Source organism: Companilactobacillus miaonis, from assembly GCF_036913615.1.
Classification (GTDB): domain Bacteria; phylum Bacillota; class Bacilli; order Lactobacillales; family Lactobacillaceae; genus Companilactobacillus.
The window spans coordinates 211617-231821 of sequence record NZ_JAYKTX010000003.1 but is presented as its reverse complement, the minus strand read 5'-3'; the positions used below and the strand labels follow the sequence as shown (position 1 = coordinate 231821).

The 20205-nt window shown below is 35.3% G+C and carries 32 protein-coding genes; 3 read left to right on the top strand and 29 right to left on the bottom strand.

Features of this window, described 5'->3' with window-relative positions:
- Window positions 1-65: 65 nt before the first annotated feature.
- The 17 genes from U8521_RS04055 to U8521_RS03975 all read right to left on the bottom strand — a co-directional run bounded on the left by U8521_RS04055 (window position 66) and on the right by U8521_RS03975 (window position 13373).
- The gene (locus U8521_RS04055) at window positions 66-845 is read right to left on the bottom strand and encodes a hypothetical protein (protein ID WP_334351934.1); all 780 of its coding nucleotides are present in this window, start codon (window positions 843-845) and stop codon (window positions 66-68) included.
- 61 nt (window positions 846-906) lie between these two features.
- Complete coding sequence (locus tag U8521_RS04050; RefSeq protein ID WP_334351933.1) at window positions 907-1311, bottom strand: hypothetical protein; 405 nt, start codon at window positions 1309-1311, stop codon at window positions 907-909.
- A gap of 9 nt (window positions 1312-1320) precedes the next feature.
- Window positions 1321-1800: a hypothetical protein gene (locus tag U8521_RS04045; protein WP_334351932.1), complete on the bottom strand. Its 480-nt coding sequence runs from the start codon at window positions 1798-1800 to the stop codon at window positions 1321-1323.
- Window positions 1797-2123, bottom strand: a complete 327-nt coding sequence (locus U8521_RS04040) for a hypothetical protein (protein WP_334351931.1) — start codon at window positions 2121-2123, stop codon at window positions 1797-1799. Before U8521_RS04040 ends, U8521_RS04045 begins: the two co-directional genes overlap by 4 nt.
- On the bottom strand, window positions 2116-2484 hold the full coding sequence (locus U8521_RS04035; RefSeq protein ID WP_334351930.1) for a phage head-tail connector protein: 369 nt from the start codon (window positions 2482-2484) through the stop codon (window positions 2116-2118). The genes U8521_RS04040 and U8521_RS04035 overlap by 8 nt, the downstream gene beginning before the upstream one ends.
- Before the next feature lie 12 nt (window positions 2485-2496).
- A complete protein-coding gene (locus tag U8521_RS04030; RefSeq protein ID WP_334351929.1) occupies window positions 2497-3561 on the bottom strand; it encodes a capsid protein in 1065 nt (354 codons plus the stop codon).
- A 16-nt stretch (window positions 3562-3577) separates the two neighbouring features.
- On the bottom strand, window positions 3578-4198 hold the full coding sequence (locus U8521_RS04025) for a DUF4355 domain-containing protein (RefSeq protein ID WP_334351928.1): 621 nt from the start codon (window positions 4196-4198) through the stop codon (window positions 3578-3580).
- Window positions 4199-4324: 126 nt separating this feature from the next.
- Complete coding sequence (locus U8521_RS04020; protein ID WP_334351926.1) at window positions 4325-5296, bottom strand: minor capsid protein; 972 nt, start codon at window positions 5294-5296, stop codon at window positions 4325-4327.
- Window positions 5268-6941: a phage portal protein gene (locus U8521_RS04015; RefSeq protein WP_334351925.1), complete on the bottom strand. Its 1674-nt coding sequence runs from the start codon at window positions 6939-6941 to the stop codon at window positions 5268-5270. The genes U8521_RS04020 and U8521_RS04015 overlap by 29 nt, the downstream gene beginning before the upstream one ends.
- A gap of 18 nt (window positions 6942-6959) precedes the next feature.
- Entirely contained in the window at window positions 6960-8393 is a 1434-nt protein-coding gene (gene terL / locus U8521_RS04010) for a phage terminase large subunit (RefSeq protein ID WP_334351924.1), read from the bottom strand.
- Window positions 8380-8964, bottom strand: coding sequence for a helix-turn-helix domain-containing protein (locus tag U8521_RS04005; RefSeq protein ID WP_120144261.1), 585 nt, complete (start codon window positions 8962-8964; stop codon window positions 8380-8382). Before U8521_RS04005 ends, terL begins: the two co-directional genes overlap by 14 nt.
- A 9-nt stretch (window positions 8965-8973) precedes the next feature.
- On the bottom strand, window positions 8974-9102 hold the full coding sequence (locus tag U8521_RS04000; protein ID WP_334351923.1) for a hypothetical protein: 129 nt from the start codon (window positions 9100-9102) through the stop codon (window positions 8974-8976).
- A 108-nt stretch (window positions 9103-9210) separates the two neighbouring features.
- Window positions 9211-10383 carry a spr1629 family repressor/antitoxin gene (locus U8521_RS03995; protein ID WP_274764781.1) on the bottom strand — a complete coding sequence of 391 codons (1173 nt, stop codon included), beginning with the start codon at window positions 10381-10383 and terminating at the stop codon, window positions 9211-9213.
- A 20-nt stretch (window positions 10384-10403) separates the two neighbouring features.
- Window positions 10404-11138 carry a hypothetical protein gene (locus U8521_RS03990; RefSeq protein WP_334351922.1) on the bottom strand — a complete coding sequence of 245 codons (735 nt, stop codon included), beginning with the start codon at window positions 11136-11138 and terminating at the stop codon, window positions 10404-10406.
- A gap of 557 nt (window positions 11139-11695) precedes the next feature.
- Complete coding sequence (locus tag U8521_RS03985; protein ID WP_010019135.1) at window positions 11696-12148, bottom strand: ArpU family phage packaging/lysis transcriptional regulator; 453 nt, start codon at window positions 12146-12148, stop codon at window positions 11696-11698.
- 519 nt (window positions 12149-12667) lie between these two features.
- Window positions 12668-13174 carry a single-stranded DNA-binding protein gene (ssb, locus tag U8521_RS03980; RefSeq protein ID WP_334351921.1) on the bottom strand — a complete coding sequence of 169 codons (507 nt, stop codon included), beginning with the start codon at window positions 13172-13174 and terminating at the stop codon, window positions 12668-12670.
- On the bottom strand, window positions 13164-13373 hold the full coding sequence (locus tag U8521_RS03975) for a helix-turn-helix transcriptional regulator (RefSeq protein WP_010019121.1): 210 nt from the start codon (window positions 13371-13373) through the stop codon (window positions 13164-13166). The genes ssb and U8521_RS03975 overlap by 11 nt, the downstream gene beginning before the upstream one ends.
- Before the next feature lie 162 nt (window positions 13374-13535).
- On the opposite strand from U8521_RS03975, the gene U8521_RS03970 reads away from it, so the two are divergent.
- Complete coding sequence (locus U8521_RS03970) at window positions 13536-13742, top strand: hypothetical protein (RefSeq protein ID WP_334351920.1); 207 nt, start codon at window positions 13536-13538, stop codon at window positions 13740-13742.
- Here the strand turns inward: U8521_RS03970 and U8521_RS03965 are convergent.
- The 12 genes from U8521_RS03965 to U8521_RS03910 form a co-directional block, all read right to left on the bottom strand.
- A complete protein-coding gene (locus U8521_RS03965; protein ID WP_334351919.1) occupies window positions 13739-13897 on the bottom strand; it encodes a hypothetical protein in 159 nt (52 codons plus the stop codon). The two genes, U8521_RS03970 and U8521_RS03965, sit on opposite strands and share 4 nt — an antisense overlap.
- A complete protein-coding gene (locus U8521_RS03960) occupies window positions 13894-14628 on the bottom strand; it encodes a phage antirepressor KilAC domain-containing protein (protein ID WP_334351918.1) in 735 nt (244 codons plus the stop codon). Before U8521_RS03960 ends, U8521_RS03965 begins: the two co-directional genes overlap by 4 nt.
- Window positions 14629-14701: 73 nt before the next feature.
- A complete protein-coding gene (locus tag U8521_RS03955; RefSeq protein ID WP_334351917.1) occupies window positions 14702-15028 on the bottom strand; it encodes a hypothetical protein in 327 nt (108 codons plus the stop codon).
- Window positions 15015-15878, bottom strand: a complete 864-nt coding sequence (locus U8521_RS03950) for a phage replication protein O (protein WP_334351916.1) — start codon at window positions 15876-15878, stop codon at window positions 15015-15017. The genes U8521_RS03955 and U8521_RS03950 overlap by 14 nt, the downstream gene beginning before the upstream one ends.
- 11 nt (window positions 15879-15889) lie before the next feature.
- A complete protein-coding gene (locus tag U8521_RS03945) occupies window positions 15890-16732 on the bottom strand; it encodes a PD-(D/E)XK nuclease-like domain-containing protein (RefSeq protein ID WP_334351915.1) in 843 nt (280 codons plus the stop codon).
- Window positions 16653-17450: a phage recombination protein Bet gene (bet, locus tag U8521_RS03940; RefSeq protein WP_334351914.1), complete on the bottom strand. Its 798-nt coding sequence runs from the start codon at window positions 17448-17450 to the stop codon at window positions 16653-16655. Before bet ends, U8521_RS03945 begins: the two co-directional genes overlap by 80 nt.
- Entirely contained in the window at window positions 17450-17572 is a 123-nt protein-coding gene (locus U8521_RS03935; protein ID WP_334351913.1) for a hypothetical protein, read from the bottom strand. Before U8521_RS03935 ends, bet begins: the two co-directional genes overlap by 1 nt.
- Before the next feature lie 46 nt (window positions 17573-17618).
- Window positions 17619-17777: a hypothetical protein gene (locus U8521_RS03930; protein WP_334351912.1), complete on the bottom strand. Its 159-nt coding sequence runs from the start codon at window positions 17775-17777 to the stop codon at window positions 17619-17621.
- Window positions 17770-18072 (bottom strand): hypothetical protein, encoded by a 303-nt coding sequence (locus tag U8521_RS03925; protein WP_334351911.1) that lies wholly within the window; start codon window positions 18070-18072, stop codon window positions 17770-17772. Before U8521_RS03925 ends, U8521_RS03930 begins: the two co-directional genes overlap by 8 nt.
- Entirely contained in the window at window positions 18073-18402 is a 330-nt protein-coding gene (locus U8521_RS03920) for a DUF771 domain-containing protein (RefSeq protein ID WP_334351910.1), read from the bottom strand. It lies immediately after the preceding gene.
- Between the two features lie 5 nt (window positions 18403-18407).
- A complete protein-coding gene (locus tag U8521_RS03915) occupies window positions 18408-18890 on the bottom strand; it encodes a hypothetical protein (protein WP_334351909.1) in 483 nt (160 codons plus the stop codon).
- 91 nt (window positions 18891-18981) lie between these two features.
- Window positions 18982-19194 carry a helix-turn-helix transcriptional regulator gene (locus U8521_RS03910; RefSeq protein WP_334351908.1) on the bottom strand — a complete coding sequence of 71 codons (213 nt, stop codon included), beginning with the start codon at window positions 19192-19194 and terminating at the stop codon, window positions 18982-18984.
- A gap of 145 nt (window positions 19195-19339) precedes the next feature.
- On the opposite strand from U8521_RS03910, the gene U8521_RS03905 reads away from it, so the two are divergent.
- The gene (locus tag U8521_RS03905; RefSeq protein ID WP_334351907.1) at window positions 19340-19738 is read left to right on the top strand and encodes a helix-turn-helix domain-containing protein; all 399 of its coding nucleotides are present in this window, start codon (window positions 19340-19342) and stop codon (window positions 19736-19738) included.
- Window positions 19722-20192: a phage exclusion protein Lit family protein gene (locus U8521_RS03900; protein ID WP_334351906.1), complete on the top strand. Its 471-nt coding sequence runs from the start codon at window positions 19722-19724 to the stop codon at window positions 20190-20192. The genes U8521_RS03905 and U8521_RS03900 overlap by 17 nt, the downstream gene beginning before the upstream one ends.
- Window positions 20193-20205: the final 13 nt, after the last annotated feature.

The window sequence follows — 20205 nt, the reverse complement described above, 5'->3', positions numbered from 1 at the left end:
TCTCCTAAGGTTTAAATTCCGACCGCCACCGCTCATTTACGTGTGAGTATGCACTTAATTAGATACTAAGCATTTGGCTTAGTATCCGAAGATGTTGATGATCCGGTGCTTGAACTTGTATTTGAGATTCCTGAACTAGATGGATCAACTATTTTAGAAGCTCCAGGACCCGCGACATCTTCTCCAGTTGTTGTATCTTGAACTGTAATGGTTTCATCATCGGCAGTATTATCAACTGTCTTCCCATTTTCTGTACCAATGTCACTTGGATGTGCCCAGTTGTAATACTTATCTAAGTCATCAAGTACACCATCTTCAAAGTCAGATTCGTCCAATTCAAAAGCATTCTCATCAGAATTGATTGCTCGTTCAACACCATTTACTTCAAATTGAAGATTAGATGTAACGATTCCACCAAGCGCTTCAGTATTTGGCAAGTTAGGAACATAAGATTGAGAAAATTGTGCTTGAACTTTACGATTTGGCTTTGTTCCATGAAGCGTATTTAGGTCAACACGCCATAAGCCGATTAATTCACCTTTTTCCCATGCTGCATATAGATCCCAATAGAGATCTTTTCCATTGTTGGCAGGATCATCAAAGATAACATCGACTGTTCTTTGTTGATTAATTGCACCAACACCCTTAGCCGTTCCACGCTTAGTGGCGGTTGATTGAACTGCTCGTGTGTTAGTACCTGATGTAGCACCTTGTTGACCTAAAATATGTGCCTTATTAGCTACTGGCTCGTGCATAAAGCGCTTATACAGATAGATGATTTTATCTGCATCACGGCCTTTAAAGGCCTTTTTGAATTTGTTTTCTGGTTTTGTATCGTCAGCCATTTTATTTCCTTCTTTCCAATTTTTGGGTAAAAAAATAGACATTCACTTTTGAAATGAATGTCTAAATAAATGATTTTTCTGTTATGTTGTAATCTAATGTAATTGTTACGTGCCTCAATGATTGTGAAGTTGAATTATCAATAACTTCAACTTGATTGAAAGCAACAGATGAGCAATTATAACTTGATAATCTCAAATATTTCAGATACTCACGTATGCTGAAACATGTATCCATCATCAAGCCATGGTCATCGTCTACTACATCAAAATAATTAACGTACAACGTATAGCTTGAAAGCTGTTCATTCTTAGCACGATTATTGTCTCCAGTACCACCAGTTGAAACAATTATTTGAGGATATTCATTGGTATCACTCTCGCTTGAATCAAATATTGGTATGTTGTCAGTAATAATGCTCAATACTTTGATGGCACTAGTAACTAAGTCACGTTGTGGTGAAATCAAATTAATCACCTACTTAATTGAATTCTTAATAATTTCATCTGAATACTTGTCTACATCGAGTTGCATACCACTATCATGCATGACATGCTGGGCTGGATAATTTCTATCTTTCAGACCATTTTCGAACGCCTGGATGTATTCATATCCTTCTTTGGACTCAGCATTGGCATAGATATCAGATAACATCTTATCCTTAGAAGGGTGCTTAGCTACAGACTTCCACAAGTTACCATGTCCAACATACCCAGACTTTGAGTGATATTCACGTTCCTTGATTAACTTTTGTGCTCCATCAACTTCATCGTTAGCAATCTTATCAACAGCCTTAGGTACATTGGCTTTGAGCCGTGCTTTATCTTGAAGTATCATTTCTGCCAAATCAGCATTGCCAGACTGTTTTAGTGATCTAGCCATATTAGTTAAATCATCACTGAAATTATCCTTAGCTTGAATCCTGACTACTGGTACGTGTTCATTATCCCAACTCATAGCTTCACTTCCGTTCCAACAGCATATAATGTCGTTCTGCTCTTATGGTGTCTAACTTGTTTAACAATATACTTAGGGGATTGTTTCTTTTCATCATATTCACCATCAAAAGCGACATAATCAGCCGTTTCAGGGCAATTCAGTCTGATTACCCATGACTTATCATATTGCTTACCAATTACATTAATTTGCTCCTGTGAGCCATTCAATTCTGTAACTCTAGCACCGTAAAACTTAGTCGCTACCAATGGTTTTGTGTGATTGAGTACATCATCTTTAGAACTATTAACTTTTCGTATCAAATAAATAACTGGTCTAATCAAAGGTAAATACGCCCCCTCTGTGGTCATTATCAGCAAGGCTATTCTTATATGAATCAAGCAAGCTTTGAATCGGCTCTAGGTCAGTATCACTGAATGTCAAAGACATCCCTTCTTCGCTAACTGACTTAGTTCCCTCATAATTTTCCCTGGTAATTGCATTCTGTGTGACTTTTTGAACGGCAACAGATAGCTTTGAATCCAGATCATCAACGCCTAAATATAGCTCAATTTCATCTACAGCATTTTCGATATAAATCTTAATGCGAGGAATCCTTGGATCATTCTCTTCTAAGTCATTGACGACTTTTATATTTGCCAGTACCGAATCATTAACCGTGGTCTTTTGAGTTTCTTCACTCATAAAATCACCTCATTACTTACTTGATGTAGTAGATGTAGTACCAGATGTTGATGCTGATGACTTCTTAGCCTTGGTATTGATATTTGTAACGACATACTTAGGATCAACCTTAAATTTATAAGCAACAGTACCGATATTTCTTGGATCAGTAACAATCTTGTAATAAGGTACGGTGGCATTTTCTAATGTATTCACCGTTAGTCCAACATAAGATTGAGTAATATCGTATCCTAAACCATTCGGATGCATTGAAACAATGCGACGATTAATCAATGCTGATTGACCACCTTTTCCAAGTGCGTCACGTGTTACTTCAACCGCATTTTGACTAGCTGGTGCAGTTGAATAGCGTAATGCACCGTCCGTCATTGCATACATAATTGTTGTGCCGTCAGCATCCAAAGGAATGTCATCATCTTCAACAATTGGAATACCATTGTAGGTTGTCAATGGAGTTCCACCCTGTGATGGTTGAACATCGGCAATTAAGTTTTGCTCACGCATTGCATATACAGTAGCTGAATTGACTACTAATCTTGTTAGTGTTGGAGTAGCAACGTCACCCATGCGAGATAGAGCAGCTAAGTAGTTGCCGGCTGATAAGTCTTGAACAGTATCAAAGCCAAATGACTTACTTTCTTTTAAATCATCTAAAAGATACATGTTTTTGAGCATTGCAAGCAATAATCGTTGATCTTGTCGTTGCCAGTAATTGGAGAATTTAGATGTGACACGTCCTTCGACATTTGCACCTGATACTTGTTGAGAAAAGTCTGTTTCACCAAATGCTTTTGCTTGGTAAAATTTGACGGCATTATGTTCGTCACTGGTGATACCTTCAACAGTAATATCGTCAGTATCATTCCAGTCTTGAGGTTCACCACTTAAATCATTTAAAACCGGAATATTCATCAATCGACCGGGATCTTGCAAATGTGCGCCCATCACATCATCGGCGGTAACCGCACCAGATGTTAAAAGACGATTAGTTTTAGTAGAGTCGTTGTTAATGTATTGTGCCCATAATTCAGGAATAACCAATTGTCCTAAAAATGTTGAGCCAGTAAATTGTGGCATTTAAATTTCCTTCTTTCTATTCGTTTAAATAATCTTTCTTAATTAGATCGGGATTTTCCATATAAACCTTGGTAAGCTCTTCAAGACTCATATCTTTTAAATCCTTATCAAGTGTCACTGTCGCATTGCCTGTGGCAGTTTGAGGTGTACTTTTGCCCTTAAGACGTTTCTCAACACTTTCTTGCACAGCGTTATCAAATATTGTTTTCACATTATCAAGGTTTTGTTGAGTTTCTTCATCGTTTGACCCAACAAACAACTTTGCAAATGATTGTGGTAGTTCCTTATCAGCAGCAATCTTATAGGCTGACTCAATCAATGTACGATGTTCGTTTTCTGCTTGTAATTCTTCAAGTTTCTTCTTCAAGTCAGCAGTTTCGGCATCCGCTTTTTCTTTATCAGTCATCTTGGCTTCAGCATCGTGCTTTGAAATAGCTTCTTTAATCATGTTTGGAATATTGGCTACTTGGCCTTGTAAATCCTTGATAGTTTCATCTGCTTTGGCCTTTTCTTTTGCCTTGCATTGACTGATAAGTTGATCAACCTTTTCTTGCTGCTTATCATCAAACTTCACTTCTACTTCAGCAGGACCATTTGGATCTTGTTGTTTGTTTGGATCATTAATAATTTCGGTCATTGAGTTATCCTCCCGTTTTAAGTCCGTCGACTATTTTCCATTTAGAGTCCGTCGACTATATATCCATGGCTCTTTAACGCCTGACACACGTTTGAAGGCAAGAAAAAAGGCGACTATTAAAGTCGTCTATAAATTATTTAATTCATCTGTAACATCATGATCGCTTGTGTCCCAATCATCATCATCATTGGTTTCAATAACTGTACATTGACAATTTGGGTGCATCAATGGAAAGTTAATACCCTCTTCAGCGTCATCAACATTGAAAATTTGACCATCTAGTGCATCACAATCAGTGCATGTCGTTGGAGACTCCAGCGAAATATATTTATATTTCTTAACATGCTGTGATTCTAAATCTTGTAATCTAGTTCTATTCATTGCTTGAGCTGTAGCCGTTCGAATCATGCCTGCTGCACGTCCCATTTGACCATTAGATGAAGTATCTCCACCAGTAAGAATGTCCTTAATATCTTTAGTCCAATTTAGAGAATCCTTAGGACTCTTAGCAGCCTTTTCAGCCACTTCACGGACCTTTCTTAATGTCTGCATAGTTTGCTTATTAACTGAAGAAAACATATCAGAATCCACATGACTATCTAATACAGCGTTTTTAGTAGACTTATAAAGAATTGCATCAACGTTTTTACTTTGCTCAGCAATATGCTGATGATTCTTGATCGTGTTCTTCGCCTGTGCATATGTTGGCGCATTGACAACATTAGGAATATTCTCGGTGGCAACACCTAAATGAATCTTCTGTGCCATCGACTGTCTGACAATATCTTGAGTAACTTTTGCCATCAACATGTCACCATTAGACTTCAATTTATTATCACCAAATGCCATCTTGATAAGATTCTGATCATCAGAACTGGCATTATAAAATGTATCTTTCAAATTAGCTAGAAAATCGGCTATCTCAGTAGGATTAGCTTTAGCTGACCATGCTTTATTAGCGCCAATAAAAGCATCAACATCACTGATAACTTTTGATTGAGTATCTCGATACATTGATTCGATTTCTTTAACGCGTTCATCTTGTTTCCCGTAAATCTTTTGAGCAATACTAATCGCTTGGCTTTTCGTCAGTTTCATTATCAGTTACCTCACCGGAATCATCTTCATTATCGTTTGGCTTTCTATTGAATAACTTATCAACCGGACTATTTCGGAGTTCTTCATCACGTTGGTCCTTGAGACGTTTCTTTTCAGCTGTTGAACTAACGCCAGTAAATGGTTCAATCATATCCAATACAGTTTCATCCGATACTTTCCCAGTATTAACAAGTGAAGCAACGTTCTGCATAATCTCGGTATCATTCTTAGGAAGGTTCGGCGTATAAATTGGATTGATATTTTCCACCATATCCGCACTAGAAATGCTTTCTAATTTACTCCAATAGTTTCCAAGTAATCTAAGACGTCTCATCAATCCACGCGTATATAGTGATTCCTGATTAGCACGCTCTTGATCGTTACCCCAAAGCTTATAAGTCATAGCAACGCCCGAAGCGTTAGATGCAAAGTTGGCATCTGATGTATCAGGCGTATTTGTATCTTTATGGATTTCCATATTCAATGCATCAATGTATAGCTTCCAACCGTCAGAGTTTAATTCCTTAGTCAGATATGATGCTGTTGGAGGAATAACAGTTTGTGTAGAACTGATACCATCTTTTACAATTGCAGGCTTTAACCAGATTTTACTTTTATGAGTATCTATATCTGGCGTACGACGATAAATAACTTTGCCATTTTCATCAAGCATCGGATCACCATTGGCATTAACTATTGGAACTTTTGGAACATCAATATCGCCAGTAATCATCAGCATTGCGTTACTGAAATCTTCTTGTGAGTTGGCCATCTCAGACTTGCTTTTATCAATCGAATCAATCGTATCTAGTTTATATTCCCAGTCACCCATACGCTCATCATTATTGATGTATTCAGTTATAGGAACAGCACCAAATGCATGTTCTTCTTTCTTTGATAACTTCAATTGCCCATCAAAGTTGGACGTTGGCTTGTAGTAATAGATATGATCATCCGTATAGATAACTGTGTACCAATAATCTTGCTCATTGAAATTAACATTATAGTAATAAACGCCAAATAAAGAATGCTGTTCCATTGAGGAATCATAAACTACAAAAGCATTAGCGGGGTCAATTGGTCTCAGAGCCACTTCATTGGAACTTTGACGAACGTACATCAGTTCATAGGCACGTCCCATAATAGACAAGTTCTTACCCATAATTTTCTCGTGATATTCTTCGTCATTTTTAGAGTTAAAATCCTTAATCAATTCATCTAACTTTTCTTCATCGCCTTTTGAAGTATCAGAATCATCATTGTATTGAAACTTAATAGGATTGCCAAAGCGATAACCAGTTTTAATCGATGTAATGAAGTGAGCAAATCCACTGGCAATACGGTTATCAGCTCTATTTGCTGATTTTTCACTATCCCAATAATGAATATCATTATCACCAATATAGTAGCGATAAAGTGTTAACAGTCTTGGTACTTGCAGTGATTGATGCTTCTCAATAAATTTAGTAGCCATTTCGCCTAACTTGATTGGGTCTTCTTTAATAGCATCAAATATTTCTTGTGGCATCTTATACTGCTTGTTTGAATCGAGCGAGAAACGCCTGCCACTGAGCATGTGTACAGTTCTTCTATTTGGATAAGGAAGGCTTGAATAATATCCCATTGCATTATCTTCTATCGCCATTAAATCACTCTCCTTTCTTTAAAGTCCTAAGCTATCTAAATAACTAGCTTGATCATTGATTGATGGTGCTGATGTTTCTGTTTCCATAGACATGACGGATTCAGCAACACCAGTCAAAGCATCGGATGCATCATCATGTAGGTTCTTACCAGCACGTTGATATTTCTTAATTGCATCAAAAAAGACCGGAAATCGTGACTTCCAGTCTTCAGGGTAATGAACATGTTCTTCTACCCAACTTGAGTTGGATAAGATACGTGCATCTTTATTTTGACTATTGTGGAACCAATTAATAACGGTACGGTTAGTTTTGTACTCATTCTTTAACTTAGTATCGACTTGTCTGGCAAATCCTTTACCACCATTATTAGATTCAATCCTAGCGAGATTAACTTTGTTTCGGTAATAACTTTCAGTAACCAGTGATTCAGTTACTTCCATTGGTTCTTGTGTCATAACTACATCTAAGATATAAGGCTCTTGCTTGTACATCCCATAAACGATTGATACAAGATAATCACTACCTTCATCAGCAGTATCACAATAAGCATAAATACCGCTAAATTCAGGTTGTTTCGTATAAGTATTGAATTTCTGATATAAAGCACCCTTCAAGTCAATTGGCTCTTGCTGATAATTAGCTGCTGCAATTTCAGGACTCATTACCGATGTCTTCTGTTTATATTCAGCAAGTGACAAGACATCATCACACAACATTGTCCCGTTGTCTTGTAGAGCTTTCATATTGATATGCTTGACCTTGTATCCAGCTTTTGGCATTTCAGTTAATACACGTCCAGCTAGATCACCACTAGCCCACCTTGTCATGATGATCAATACCTTACCACCTTTTTCAAGACGTGAAAGCATTGTATCAACATACCATCTATAAATATCATCTAACCTGTTAGCATTATTAGCTTCTTGAGCTGACTTGATAACATCATCAATAATGATTAAATCAGCACCAAAACCAGTGGCTGTACCACTTGGTGATGTAGCAAGATAATTATTAACTGGATTGCCTTCAAGGCTCCACATGTTCATAGCAGCATCACCATATTTGATATGAGTGTCTGGAAAGATGTCATTATAAACAAGTATGCTGTCATCAGCTTTAACTTCTTGGATCGTATTACGAACGGATTTAGAAAATACAGTGGACAGTGTCTCATTATATGAGCCTGTCATGATTCTTTCAGTGCTATCCCTACCAAGTAACCACTCAACATAATTGGTGGCTGTCAAAGACTTCCCATGCCGTGGTGGTTCATTAACTACTAGCACTTGATCATCACTAGTTAAAAAGTTTTCCAAGTCATTACATAAATCAACTAGATACTTACGATTTGGCTTATAGAAGTCTGGCATTCGCAATTTACAGAAATCAAAGAAATGTCGTCGTGCCAATTCAATTTCTGCACCACGTCTTATCCAATCACTTCTGTTCATGAGCAATCTTCTTTAATTCAGCATCAGTAAGATTGGCATATGGATTGTGAACATTTAAACCACCAGATAACTCAGTCTCATGCTTGTCACGCCATTCTTCAGGCTTGCGATTCTTTAACCAGAATATAGCAGCAGTCGTATCAGGTGGAACCTCTTTTTCAACTAATCCCAATTTAATTCGTCTGGTAGTCTTCACACCTTTGATAGCAGCATCTTGAATCTCTTGTTTAGATGCTTCAGGGTGCTTCAACTTCCACTTGTTTTCATAGTCACGTCTTCTAACATCAATTAATTCATCGTCAAGCGGGACAACTTTGTATTGTGTCTCGGTAGTCGTGAATCCCTTGGCACGCTTGAATAAGGCGTTCTCAATTTCACGATCAACAACGGATTTCCCCTTTTTTAGGGTCTCCGATATCTCCGATTGCTTTTTTTTCCACTCATAAAGTGTTGATGGAACAATCCCAATATTATGGGCTATTTGTTCGTCAGTTAAGCCATCACGTGCCCAGCCTTCTAATTGAAGTAGTCCTTCGGGAGTTATCCATTCACCAATATTTGACTTAGCCAACATCATCACCTACTTTCTAACTGTTTTTGGTCTGTTAAGGTACTTCTTTTTTTGTTTCTTTTCATCTCTAGCAATGTCGCCAATTATCTTGGCTTCTTGAGCAGTCATATATCCACACGATGTCTTAATCATTTTCATGGAACCACAGCTTTCTAAACTTCTCGTCAGATCTCTTTACAGCTCTTAATGTCATATTTCTTCCTCCAAAATAAAAAGACCACATCGCTTGATGTGATCTTGAATTAGTTAACTATTTAAATTGTGAATCTTGTATTTGTAATCATCATTGACAGAAATCATACTCATTACAAATTTATTAGGTAAGCTAAAAACTTTAGTTAAAAAATATGGATCTATATGAAAGTCGTCCAAAAGTTGCTCTAAAGGCATTATTTTACTATTTACTAATTTAAATAAGGCTTCTATTTTTCCAGGTTTTTTTATTATCAGTTCATCATCAAGAGGTTCAAATGTCGTATAGTGCTTTCTATATCTATTAGCAAAGAATCTCTTATTATCATCCTTAGAAATCAATCCCATTTTAAATGCTCTATATTCAATTGTTACTAACGAAACATAATATTCTTCTTTTATAGGAACATATGCTTCTGGTACCGACTTCTTTTGTACCGTTTGTATAAGACCTGGCATAATACTTGAAGGCAATAAAAATGATGAAGCAAATTCATTTGCCTCGTGTTCTAACCTTCTAAAATCATCTTTTTCAAGCTCATTAAAATCGATATCTGAATGAAGAATTAAATGTCCTAATTCATGTGCAACATCAAATATTCTTCTAACCGCAGTTTTATTATTTGATCCCAGCACAATGAATGCGGATCTGAGTGTTCCATCACTATTTCTAGTCCATACACTATAAGCATCTGTTTTAGAATCTAACTCCTTTTCTATCACATATGCTCCTGCATTTTCAATAAAAAATAACAAGTCTTTATTATTAAATGCTCCAAGTGACTTTCTTGTCATATTAGCTATTTGATCTATTATTTCATCTCTATTTAGTTTTGAATTTAATGCTATTTTTTTTCCGGAATATACAATATTTAATAACACCGACGTATTTAGATCAAAGAAGGATTCACAATAATGAATTATTGTATCTGCAAAATTTATTTGCATAGCACCTTCTCTAACACTTTTTCGGCTATCTCTATCATTAGATCTATAAGCAATAGAGTTTTCATTTGTAACTACATCTATCGAGCTCTTTGTTAAAAAAAATTGGCTTTTAACATTAAAAATTTTGCTCAACTTAAGTATTTTTGTCATTTCTGGAAAAATCTCACTATTTTCATACTGCCCAATTGCCTGTTCAGAAACAGACAAATGCTTTCCTAGTTCCCTTCTGGACATTCCATAAAGCATTCTTAGGACTTTAACATTTTCTCCATAAAACATAATTAAAGTCTCTCCTTTTACTACTGCTTGTTTTGTTTAGTGTCTTTCTTCTCATTAACACCACTATAATAATCATAGGTATCAAATGATTCCTCTTTTGGATCTATTACCTTCATATTGTTTAATTTTGAATACAATTCATCCGGAATTTTCACATCACTAGCAGCATTAATATCATTTAAATTTTCGATTAATGTAATTCTACGATCATAAATTAAATTCAATTTAATATCATTGATGTTTTTATCTTCTGCAATAGAATATGTTAAAAGTAAAAAAGAATCTACATTATTAAACTCGCTGGCATCAACAGCTCGATCAATATTAGAAGACGAATCAAATAAATCAATTTGTCCCAATTTATCAGATGATTTTTTAGAATTTTTTTCATTAACTTGATTTCCCCAATCAGAAATAAAGTTTTGCTTTTGATCTTTAGTTCCTTGAAAGTTTGCATTGTTATAAACATAGTTGACAGTCTTCTGTACGATCCAAGTATTTTTTTCATCTTCTAATGGAATTTGAAATCTTAAAAATTCCCAAGCACCTGAAGTAAATTTCTCGTAATCCCCAACTTTATTTTCGCTAAGAGCTTTACCGATGGCAGTATCAACAAAATTACTTCTGGTCCATAGCCATCCAGAACTAGTTAGCATTGATTCTCTTCTTTTTGCGAGTTCCTCTAGAAAATCAATATATCCTTTACGTAGTCCATCTACTAAAATTTGTTCTATTGTTTTGCTTATTTTTTTCATATAAGTCAAATCTTCTTTCTTAATATTATACTAAGTATATCACTTACTTTCATTATTTTGGATATTTTATTCATTTACTTTAACTTATCGATAATTATAAGAACTTATGATAGCTAGGTACGGAATCGAACCATGCACACGAAATTTCTAACCCAGTATCCTTACACTGGAGTGTTACCCTTTGCACCACTAGCTATGTTGTATATGAATTAGTGTCGCTACCGTATTCATATACTGTTGTTTATTTACAAAAAGGAAGAATGAGGCTTCCTTTATATTTTATGGTCATTTTCCGCCGGCCAATGTGAGAATGAGGATTCGAACCTCAAGCTAATAAGCGTGTATTCAAATATAATTTATAGGGGAAATTCATTGAAAAATTTTAATATTAGCTCGCCCATGTGTTCTCACGAAATGAAGAGCGTTATCATAACTCTTCTAACAAATGAGCTCCTTTTAAGCGGTAGAGTAACCGCATATCTCTTAATCTTTCGATAGTACTAATATAACACGTAAAGTGGTCGCTTGTGTAACGCTCTTTCATCGCTAAAACATCGCTAATACGTCGGCATTACATCGCTTTTTTTATTTTCTGGAATATAAACATGCAAATCGTAATAATCAATAAAAGCATCAGCAAAGTATAGCAAAGCCATATTCTTTAGCTCATTACATCGCGTTTGTCCATAGCCTAATAATTCTTGCAAATCAATGTTCGTCATATTATGGATATAATAATTTTTCAAAATAACCATATAATCATGTGGACAGTTGCTAATAAGTTTCATCGTTATTTGAATATATTCCTTTGCACCTAATTTACCCACAATTTTATCCTCTTGAGTATTTCTCGTATTAATTCCACTCCCAATACAATCAAAACTTGGAGACTGCACATACGTGAGACTCATGTGAGATTGAGCAATTAATCTTGGAAATTCATGCTCAAAATAATTTTTAACATTCTTAATTGTTTTTTCTTCATCAATATCTGGTAATAGTAATCCCACGATATATACAGCCTCCACTTATGATATAATTGATTTGCTGGAACCAATTAATTAGCTGCTCACTTTGTGGGTGGCTTTTTTGTTGTCTATTTACGATCGTCGTTGATTCTTAAATCACTATCTGTAATTTCCCAATAATTTACCATATTAGTATTAAATGCCAGTTTTTTATTCGTCTGCTCCTAACTTGCACCCACACATATGTGTTAATCATCATCAATTTCAATGGATAGATACTTATTACAACGCATCTCATATACGGCACAATTTATATCTGTTAGCAAACTCGTCCTCCCAAAGAATTGATTGAATTATTCTGTTCTTAGTCCGATCGCTAAGTTCTCTGTCAGCATTTTGAAACTCTTTTGGCATGGCATAAAAACGCTTTTGAATATACATGATTGTCCTAGCAATGTTATGACATTCATCGCTAAATATTGACCTTATGTATGACTTATAGATTTTTTCATAATTCATTATTTTGCCTCCAAATTCAAATAATAATTGCTCCCATCTATATTAAAACGGTAAATCGTCATCTGAAATATCAATTGGTTTACTGTTGTCAGCAAACGGATCGCTATTTGTTTGATTTACGTTCGAATACGTTTGATTTGCGTTTTGTTTCTGTTGGCCATTTGCACCTTTACCGCTAGAACCGTTGTTGTTTGATTTATTCTGCTGGTCATCTGTTGGTTTTCTGTCAGTTCTAGATTCAAGTAATGAGAAATTATCAACGACAACTTCTGTTACATAAACTTTTTGACCTTGTTGGTTTTCATAGTTACGTGTTTGAAGTCGTCCATCAATACCTACCAATGAGCCCTTCTTAGTGAAGTTAACAAAATTTTCGGCAGCTTTTCTCCAAATAACACAATTAATAAAATCGGCTTCACGTTCACCTTGAGAATTAGTGAATTGTCTATTTACGGCCAATGTGAAACTGGCAACTGCTACACCATTGGTGGTATATTTCAACTCTGGATCACGTGCTAAGCGTCCTACTAGAACTACTCTATTTATCATTTGTATTATCACCTCTAAATTCATCTAAACTAATGTTAAGTGCATCAGCAATCTTAATCATCAATCCAATAGTTGGATTCTTTATTTTACCGTTAATAATAGAAACTATATTTGTCCGCGGCACATTGGCAATTCTTGATAACTCACTTTGATTAATATTTTTAGATTTGAGTATTTTTTTTAAGTTATTTTTGTACATTTTACACTCCATCTTGTATAAGAACTTTTGTTCTGCACAATATATTGACATGCTGCAATTTTTTCACTAGAATATCGGTATTGAATACACGTTTTGCTTATCCTCCCCAGGATTACTTCTTAATCGTGTTATTCAAAATAAACTTTGTAAGGAGCCAAAATAATGGCAAGAATTAAGGTAACATCGCAAACTAAATCTGGAAGAAACACAGCATTTCATGATAATCACACTGGAAAAAACATGACTAGAACTCAATTTATTCATGAGATTAAAGCTGGAAATTATAACAACTATACTGTTAAAAATATAGGTAACAAGCCAACTCCAGTTTCTAAACCCGACTCATCCAAAAATAATAATTTGGGCTAATTGTCTAATCCAACATCAATCTCATATTTATAACCATTTTTCAATATTATCTGATTGTCTGAAATTACGGCAATTGGCTCTGAATCATTATTTACAATCACTATATTCTGCCAATTCTTAATTGAATTGGCCTTTTTTTTATCATTATTCTTCATTGTTGACCTCCAATAGTTACCGTCTTAATATCTAGCTTCTCAATCATAGGAACAATATCGTGAGCTTTTAATAGGTTGTATAGTCCTACACGACCTTTTTGAGTCCATTTAGTTATAATACGTGGCTTGTTATCGATGATTCTGGTTGATGAGCTAACCCAGCCGTTATCTTGATATTTAGAATATAAATACCAGATGCCACCCAATTTGTATTGAATTTTGAGTTTTTTAAGTAGATCGTTAAATGCTTTGGCACTCATTCCATAGTCTTTTGCGATCGTTGTAGTAATCATCAATGATTTACTAGCCATGATTTGATCAAAGTATGTGGCTTTAGGTTTGAGTTTTTTATTTTCCAATTTCAATTGAATATTTTCATCTTGAAGAATTTCATAACCTCGTTTAACTACTTCTTGAGGATCATTCCATTTTTCTTCAAGCTTCAAGAAATACTTACGGTATCTTTTACCATTGTCATTTCTGACCATCATTGCTAATTCCTTAGCCATGCCTATTGTGATCGTATAATCATTTATTTCTTTAGTTCCACCATATTGATTTAGCTGTGTACTTGATGTACAGGGCACATAATCAATACCTTCTTCAAACATTTCAAAATTATTTAGTACCCAGCGGCTAAAACGTTGAGCAATTTCCAAACCGTTATATAAATCTCTAGCGCTCAAAACTTGCTGGTTATTTTTAACGTCTACTTTTATTAATTGATCCATTTATTTATCCTCCACGAATTTAAATGTCTTCACTAAGAAGTAAATTATTGCTATTACTATAATTGCTCTCATTTCATTCACTCCCTAACTTGAGAATATTGGGATTAGCAGCAATAGTTTTCTGATCAAATCTTTTTTGACACCAATCAGCTAAACTTGCGATTGCAATTAGTTTTCTATTCAATTCGATATCACCTTGGTAGTGAGAATTTTCATCATCTAAATTAGTCACACGAGTAATTACATCAAACATTGATTTATATACTCTAGCCATAGTGTCGCTACCTGTGATTGTTGTATTGATGACATTCTCGATACTGTCTCTTCTGAATTGCCCTTGTGGTAGCAGAAAAGTCTTCTGCTCAGGTAATAATCTGATCGGCTCTTTAATTTGCTGCATCTTGTTTACCTCGTATTTTTGCTAGTCTTTCTTGCAGTTCATTTGAATTATTTGACATTTTTTTGGCCTTAACTTTGTTCCAATCTGTCGCAGCTTCAATACGTCCGGACTTTTTATGATAGCCTGTGGTTTTACCTTTGGCCTCGTTATTAGCTTGTGCCGCCATCGTGTCATACTGTTTACGCAATTTAGTGGCAGAAAGTACATTGCTAGACCAAAAGTCATTGTTTTGAGACCAATCAATCATTTTTTGAATCTTGTCGTACGAACGATTATCCTGCTCGTGCATTAATCGAATATCATTAGCCCATTTCTGTAGATCAGGCTTCTTGTGGTCTGGGTTTTGTTCCTCAATCTTTGATAATAGCGATTGAGCTAGTTTAAAATTAATGTCATCAGACTCATAAACACGCTTGTCGTGTTTTGAGTTGTGACTATCTTTATTAGTTTTGTTTATGTTTCTGTCTTGTTTAATTAATGTGCTACTGTTATGTGTACCCTTATGTTCACTGTTATGTGTACTATTATGTGTACTCCTATGTTCACTGTTATGTGTACTATCTTCGTTATAAAGTACACATATCTTATAAGACGTGGCTTTGCGATTGCCATTACTCTCAAAATCGACTAGCCCAAGTTGTTTAAGAACATTCCTGTTCTTATTGATACCTGACCGGCTCAATCCCGAAAGTGTTTCAAGCGTTTGATTAGCAGCAGTAAACCATTCTATCCATGAACATTTATTGTTTATCTGCAAAAGTGCGTAGTATAAAGCAATTTGTCCACTGGATAACTCGGTTTCAAACATTTGATAATCTCTAAACGCCTGTAACTGTTTTAGGTAATTCATAAAGTCACCTCCTAGTCTATTAAGTCATCCATATCCACGATGTCATTTAGTATTGCTGTGGACTTGCAATAATCACAATGTTCACATCTTGCAGGCTTAACAATGCCATTCCTAACATCTTCAATATGTTCTTGTACTCCATCAATCTGATATTCCGCTTCTTGTAGCCTTTCATCTGAAATAGATATAATTGCTTTAGCTGGCACCTTTTCCTTCGTAACAGCCACAATATAAGGCACACACATAACTCCATATTGTTGATAGATTAGTTGCTGATAAACGTACATTTGAAGTTGATAGTTGTATGCCGCTACAAAGGATTCCCAAGAATGCTCATCGTTGTTCCAATACTTTTTATTGATATCTCTTGTTGTTTTCAGATCAATGAAGTAACCGCGTTCAAGATTTAAGCAATCAATTTTACCTTTCCAATCAATGTCATTAATCTTTCCTCTAACAATTACTTCTTTGCGTCCCTTGTATAACTTTTTGAACATTTTGTCTGATGATAATGTGTCTATCATTGTTTCAGCCTGTTGATAGGGGGCTCTTAGCGTTCCTGAACGTGTTACAATATCGCTTTTGTGTTGATCAATGAAAGCTTGATGAGCCTTGCTACTCTCAAAATATGAATGTAAGTAATTTCCTACTATCAATGGAGTAGAATCAGAATCAGGCTTATAGTTCAATTGAAGTTCCGCGAATGCTTCAGCTTCACATGACAGAAACTTTTTAAAAAAAGTAGGTGACTGATAGTATCTGTCGGTTGAAATATTATAGTAAGTTTTCTTGTTTAAAGTCTTGGCCTTGTGTCTCAGTTTCACTGTTTTGAATCTTTTCGTTTCCATCATCATCAATCGCCTCTACACTGTTGTCTGTATTTGTTTTTGTGGTTTTAGGTTTCAATCCTAATAGTTCATTAATGTTCTTTTTAGGCTCTAGGCTTGATTCAGTGCCATTAACTTGTTTAGGGCTACTAATATCTTCGTTACGCTTATCATCTTCTGTATACATAGCCCCTAAGTCTTGAGGAAATGCCTCACGTAAAGCGTTGACCATTGCAGTTTTACGAATCATTGTTGATGGCATTGAAGCCCATGTAGAAGACGGTTGACCATTTTTTGTTTTCTCAAATTCATGTAATGATATTTCAATTCTTGTAGGTGTTTGTCTATCCTTGCGATATACTTCAGCCCAGCCACCTACCAATTGATCTGTGGGTAATACAAATGCGCCTTTCGTATAGTCCACCTCATTATTTCTTAGGACAATACAGCCAGCTTTTATGCCGTCATAATTAACATTTGATTCAGCACGTTTCATGAAAGCTTCCTTAGAAACAATAATTTGTGCTGGTGCTGATCCAAATTTAATAATATATGCTTCATTTAAAAAAGGATTTAAATGTTGATATCTGCATAGAGACATAAACATCATGGTTTCTTGTGGTGTAATCTTTGAATTACCTTTAGTTATAAAGTTTTGAACCATATTAGCGGTTAGTTTTATTTCTTCGCCATTGACTTCATAGCTAATTACTTTTTCTTCTTTTGGAGCTGTCATTTCTTTCATTAGTATTCCTCCGCCATATCTTCTTTAATTGACCATTCTTCTTGCTTACTTCCATATAGTGACTTTTCAGTATTAACAGAGTCTTCGTCGGCTAATCGAGCATCATAATTTGAATCATGCATGTTTAAAGCCCCTTTTCGTGATATAATTTTCATATAAAATTTTTATTTAAATGCCGGACTCGCTATTTTGTGGATAGTGAGTCTTTTTTTGTTTCAAAATCTCAGCATTGTAGTCAGCCATGCTGACAACCTTCTTTGGATCCCATGCATGTTTCTCATCTGGTCCAAAGAAGAACTCATCGAACCATTTGGATAGTTTACTCATTGATGCCATCCCCTCTATTGAAGATAAAAGTGTATTCATAGCTGGTAATATCTTTTTGGATGTATTTGCTTATGCGAGCTTTAACAATCACGTGACTAGCTTCACAGAATGGCTCAAGAACTCTATCACTCAACGGATGATCGTATGTCTTTCTGATTCTTCCGTTTCCCCGAATAATGGATTGAGATAACTGCCTGCAAATTTCTTCATAGGTGTCTTCGTCATTGCGGATTTTTTTACCGATTTTGTCTGCTGCTAAAACTGTTTCATCGATATAATCTGGTGTGTATTCCATTTAAATTTCCTCCGATTTCATAAACTCTCTTTTGTGCTTTAAAACAAATTCTTTAAATTCGGGTGCTTGAAACTTCCAAGGGCTACCAGAACCAGTAGAATATCTAACACATCCACCCTTATCCATATCTAGGACATCACGGTATCTTTCTAGTTTCTTTACTAAAGTTGGGGCTGAACAACCAGCAATTTTACATGCCCAAGGAAGCAATTCGATACCCTCGTCAGCAGGCTTGCTGATCAAATCCTTCAGTTTATCTTTTCGTACCCAAGCCAGTACGTATCCATCTTTTTCCGGAATACCAAATGGTAAAGTCTCTGGTTCTTGCATTTATTTCACCCTCTTTCACCTAATGCAGCTTGTTTAAGTGATATGTGGTACCTATGTGACATTGCTGTTGCACAAGCACGCATAATTGAACTCGTTCTGAACATTTCGAATATTCCAAATTTGATAATATTTTCATCAGGATTACTCTTGCTAATTTCTTTAAGTGCATTCTCGATTGCACTATCACTATTCAAATCTTCAATCTGCGTACCTATCAGCAATGATGATGTTTCTTGGTTATACTCACTAGAAATATTTAACAAAACCGGCGGTAGATTGAATAGGTAGCAATTAACCGCCAATGAAAATCTTGTATCATCAATGGCATTAGATAGATTGACTAGATATTCATCTTTGATTGGAGTTCCTTTAAACCATTTACCAACAGTTGTTTTTGACGTTCCTGCTATTGCTGCCAAATCAGTATCATTGAAATTTTGACGATCTTGCATATCTAAAACTTCCTTAACAATGTTTATGTCGCCCATCAGTTATCACCTCCTTGATAACTCCGGTTTACAAAACTGACTTCATTTGTAAATCGGTTTTTTTGTACTCTTAGTGTGTAAATATTATTCACTACATTTTGTAGCTAAAAGCTGTAAAAAAAATATCTTCTTTTGGAACGTTGAAAATATCTTCAATTTGTTGCATGAATTTTGGGGACGGCGTACGTCTCCCTGTTTCCCATGCACTTATGGTTTTTTGTGATACATCAAGCATTAAAGCAAGATCAATTTGTTTCATATCTTTATTTTCTCGGATCTCTTTTAGCTTATTCGTATTATTCATTGAATCACCTCCTAACTACGTTTTGTAGTTATTACAGTTATTATAATAAACTACGTTTTGTAGTATGTCAACATGAAAATGCTACTTTTTGTAGGTTCTTTTTATACTACATATTGTAGTATCATTAATACTAAGAGGTGACAATATGTTCGGTCAAAAACTAAGAGAGCTTCGTGTTCAAAATGGATATACCCAAGAGACACTTTCAGATAAAATTGGGGTGTCCTCTAAAACAATTGGTGCTTGGGAACGTGGCACAAGAGAGCCATCTCTATCCACAGTTGACAAACTAGCTGATATATTTAATGTCTCTACTGATTATTTATTAGGTCGTAATCAGACCCCCGAATGGGCAACAAAAAAAGATACTCTTGAGCTTAGAAACTTCATTGATGAAAATTCCCAGGGTGGAATGACTTTTGATGGTGAGGACTTAACTAAAGAGGAAAAAGAAAAAGTTGAAATTGCCATGACTCAAATTTTTTGGGAAAAACTTAAAAAGATTAAGGCAAGGGAAGTAAAGAAAAATGGTGAAAACAAGTGATTTAAATAAGCTTGTCTTCACCATCGGCCAAAGGTATGGCACCTTTGATCCTTTCACTTGGGCGGACAAGCTAAATTTAGATATTCAATGGAAAGAACTATTACCAAAACCATTGGCCAAAACGGTCTATTTCTTTGATGTACCAGTAATAATAATGTCAAATAATATCAAATATTCAAATCAACGTTATTTTGTTTTGGCTCACGAAATTGGACATGTTCTTGAACATAAAGGTCTAGCAGCCTACTACATATCAAATAAGGTTCATGAACGTAGAACCGAGCGTGAAGCTGATGAATTTGCTATGACAGTTGTCACTAATCTTTATATTGAAGAACACGGTTGTCTACCTAATACATCGCAAGACCTGCGATACAATTATGGGTTACCAGATTTAAATATTGACTATTTTAACTTAAAAACATGTCCAAATACTGACGACATAAAAAGCTGAATTTTAGGGGGGG

What these genes read in the sequence shown, in the direction of transcription:
- U8521_RS04020 (WP_334351926.1), bottom strand. Translation starts at nt 5,296, where the DNA reads ATGAAACTGACGAAAAGCCAAGCGATTAGTATTGCTCAAAAGATTTAC.
- U8521_RS03920 (WP_334351910.1), bottom strand. Translation starts at nt 18,402, where the DNA reads ATGCAAGAACCAGAGACTTTACCATTTGGTATTCCGGAAAAAGATGGA.
- U8521_RS03950 (WP_334351916.1), bottom strand. Translation starts at nt 15,878, where the DNA reads ATGAATTACCTAAAACAGTTACAGGCGTTTAGAGATTATCAAATGTTT.
- terL (WP_334351924.1), bottom strand. Translation starts at nt 8,393, where the DNA reads ATGAACAGAAGTGATTGGATAAGACGTGGTGCAGAAATTGAATTGGCA.
- U8521_RS03930 (WP_334351912.1), bottom strand. Translation starts at nt 17,777, where the DNA reads ATGAGTAAACTATCCAAATGGTTCGATGAGTTCTTCTTTGGACCAGAT.
- U8521_RS03990 (WP_334351922.1), bottom strand. Translation starts at nt 11,138, where the DNA reads ATGAAAAAAATAAGCAAAACAATAGAACAAATTTTAGTAGATGGACTA.
- U8521_RS03925 (WP_334351911.1), bottom strand. Translation starts at nt 18,072, where the DNA reads ATGGAATACACACCAGATTATATCGATGAAACAGTTTTAGCAGCAGAC.
- U8521_RS04045 (WP_334351932.1), bottom strand. Translation starts at nt 1,800, where the DNA reads ATGAGTTGGGATAATGAACACGTACCAGTAGTCAGGATTCAAGCTAAG.
- U8521_RS03975 (WP_010019121.1), bottom strand. Translation starts at nt 13,373, where the DNA reads ATGTACAAAAATAACTTAAAAAAAATACTCAAATCTAAAAATATTAAT.
- U8521_RS04025 (WP_334351928.1), bottom strand. Translation starts at nt 4,198, where the DNA reads ATGACCGAAATTATTAATGATCCAAACAAACAACAAGATCCAAATGGT.
- U8521_RS04055 (WP_334351934.1), bottom strand. Translation starts at nt 845, where the DNA reads ATGGCTGACGATACAAAACCAGAAAACAAATTCAAAAAGGCCTTTAAA.
- U8521_RS03945 (WP_334351915.1), bottom strand. Translation starts at nt 16,732, where the DNA reads ATGATGATGGAAACGAAAAGATTCAAAACAGTGAAACTGAGACACAAG.
- U8521_RS03995 (WP_274764781.1), bottom strand. Translation starts at nt 10,383, where the DNA reads ATGTTTTATGGAGAAAATGTTAAAGTCCTAAGAATGCTTTATGGAATG.
- U8521_RS03970 (WP_334351920.1), top strand. Translation starts at nt 13,536, where the DNA reads ATGGCAAGAATTAAGGTAACATCGCAAACTAAATCTGGAAGAAACACA.
- U8521_RS04035 (WP_334351930.1), bottom strand. Translation starts at nt 2,484, where the DNA reads ATGAGTGAAGAAACTCAAAAGACCACGGTTAATGATTCGGTACTGGCA.
- U8521_RS03900 (WP_334351906.1), top strand. Translation starts at nt 19,722, where the DNA reads ATGGTGAAAACAAGTGATTTAAATAAGCTTGTCTTCACCATCGGCCAA.
- U8521_RS04000 (WP_334351923.1), bottom strand. Translation starts at nt 9,102, where the DNA reads ATGAAAATGATTAAGACATCGTGTGGATATATGACTGCTCAAGAAGCC.
- U8521_RS03960 (WP_334351918.1), bottom strand. Translation starts at nt 14,628, where the DNA reads ATGGATCAATTAATAAAAGTAGACGTTAAAAATAACCAGCAAGTTTTG.
- U8521_RS03935 (WP_334351913.1), bottom strand. Translation starts at nt 17,572, where the DNA reads ATGCATGATTCAAATTATGATGCTCGATTAGCCGACGAAGACTCTGTT.
- U8521_RS03955 (WP_334351917.1), bottom strand. Translation starts at nt 15,028, where the DNA reads ATGCAGCAAATTAAAGAGCCGATCAGATTATTACCTGAGCAGAAGACT.
- bet (WP_334351914.1), bottom strand. Translation starts at nt 17,450, where the DNA reads ATGAAAGAAATGACAGCTCCAAAAGAAGAAAAAGTAATTAGCTATGAA.
- U8521_RS04030 (WP_334351929.1), bottom strand. Translation starts at nt 3,561, where the DNA reads ATGCCACAATTTACTGGCTCAACATTTTTAGGACAATTGGTTATTCCT.
- U8521_RS03965 (WP_334351919.1), bottom strand. Translation starts at nt 13,897, where the DNA reads ATGAAGAATAATGATAAAAAAAAGGCCAATTCAATTAAGAATTGGCAG.
- U8521_RS03905 (WP_334351907.1), top strand. Translation starts at nt 19,340, where the DNA reads ATGTTCGGTCAAAAACTAAGAGAGCTTCGTGTTCAAAATGGATATACC.
- U8521_RS04015 (WP_334351925.1), bottom strand. Translation starts at nt 6,941, where the DNA reads ATGGCGATAGAAGATAATGCAATGGGATATTATTCAAGCCTTCCTTAT.
- U8521_RS03910 (WP_334351908.1), bottom strand. Translation starts at nt 19,194, where the DNA reads ATGAATAATACGAATAAGCTAAAAGAGATCCGAGAAAATAAAGATATG.
- U8521_RS03915 (WP_334351909.1), bottom strand. Translation starts at nt 18,890, where the DNA reads ATGGGCGACATAAACATTGTTAAGGAAGTTTTAGATATGCAAGATCGT.
- ssb (WP_334351921.1), bottom strand. Translation starts at nt 13,174, where the DNA reads ATGATAAATAGAGTAGTTCTAGTAGGACGCTTAGCACGTGATCCAGAG.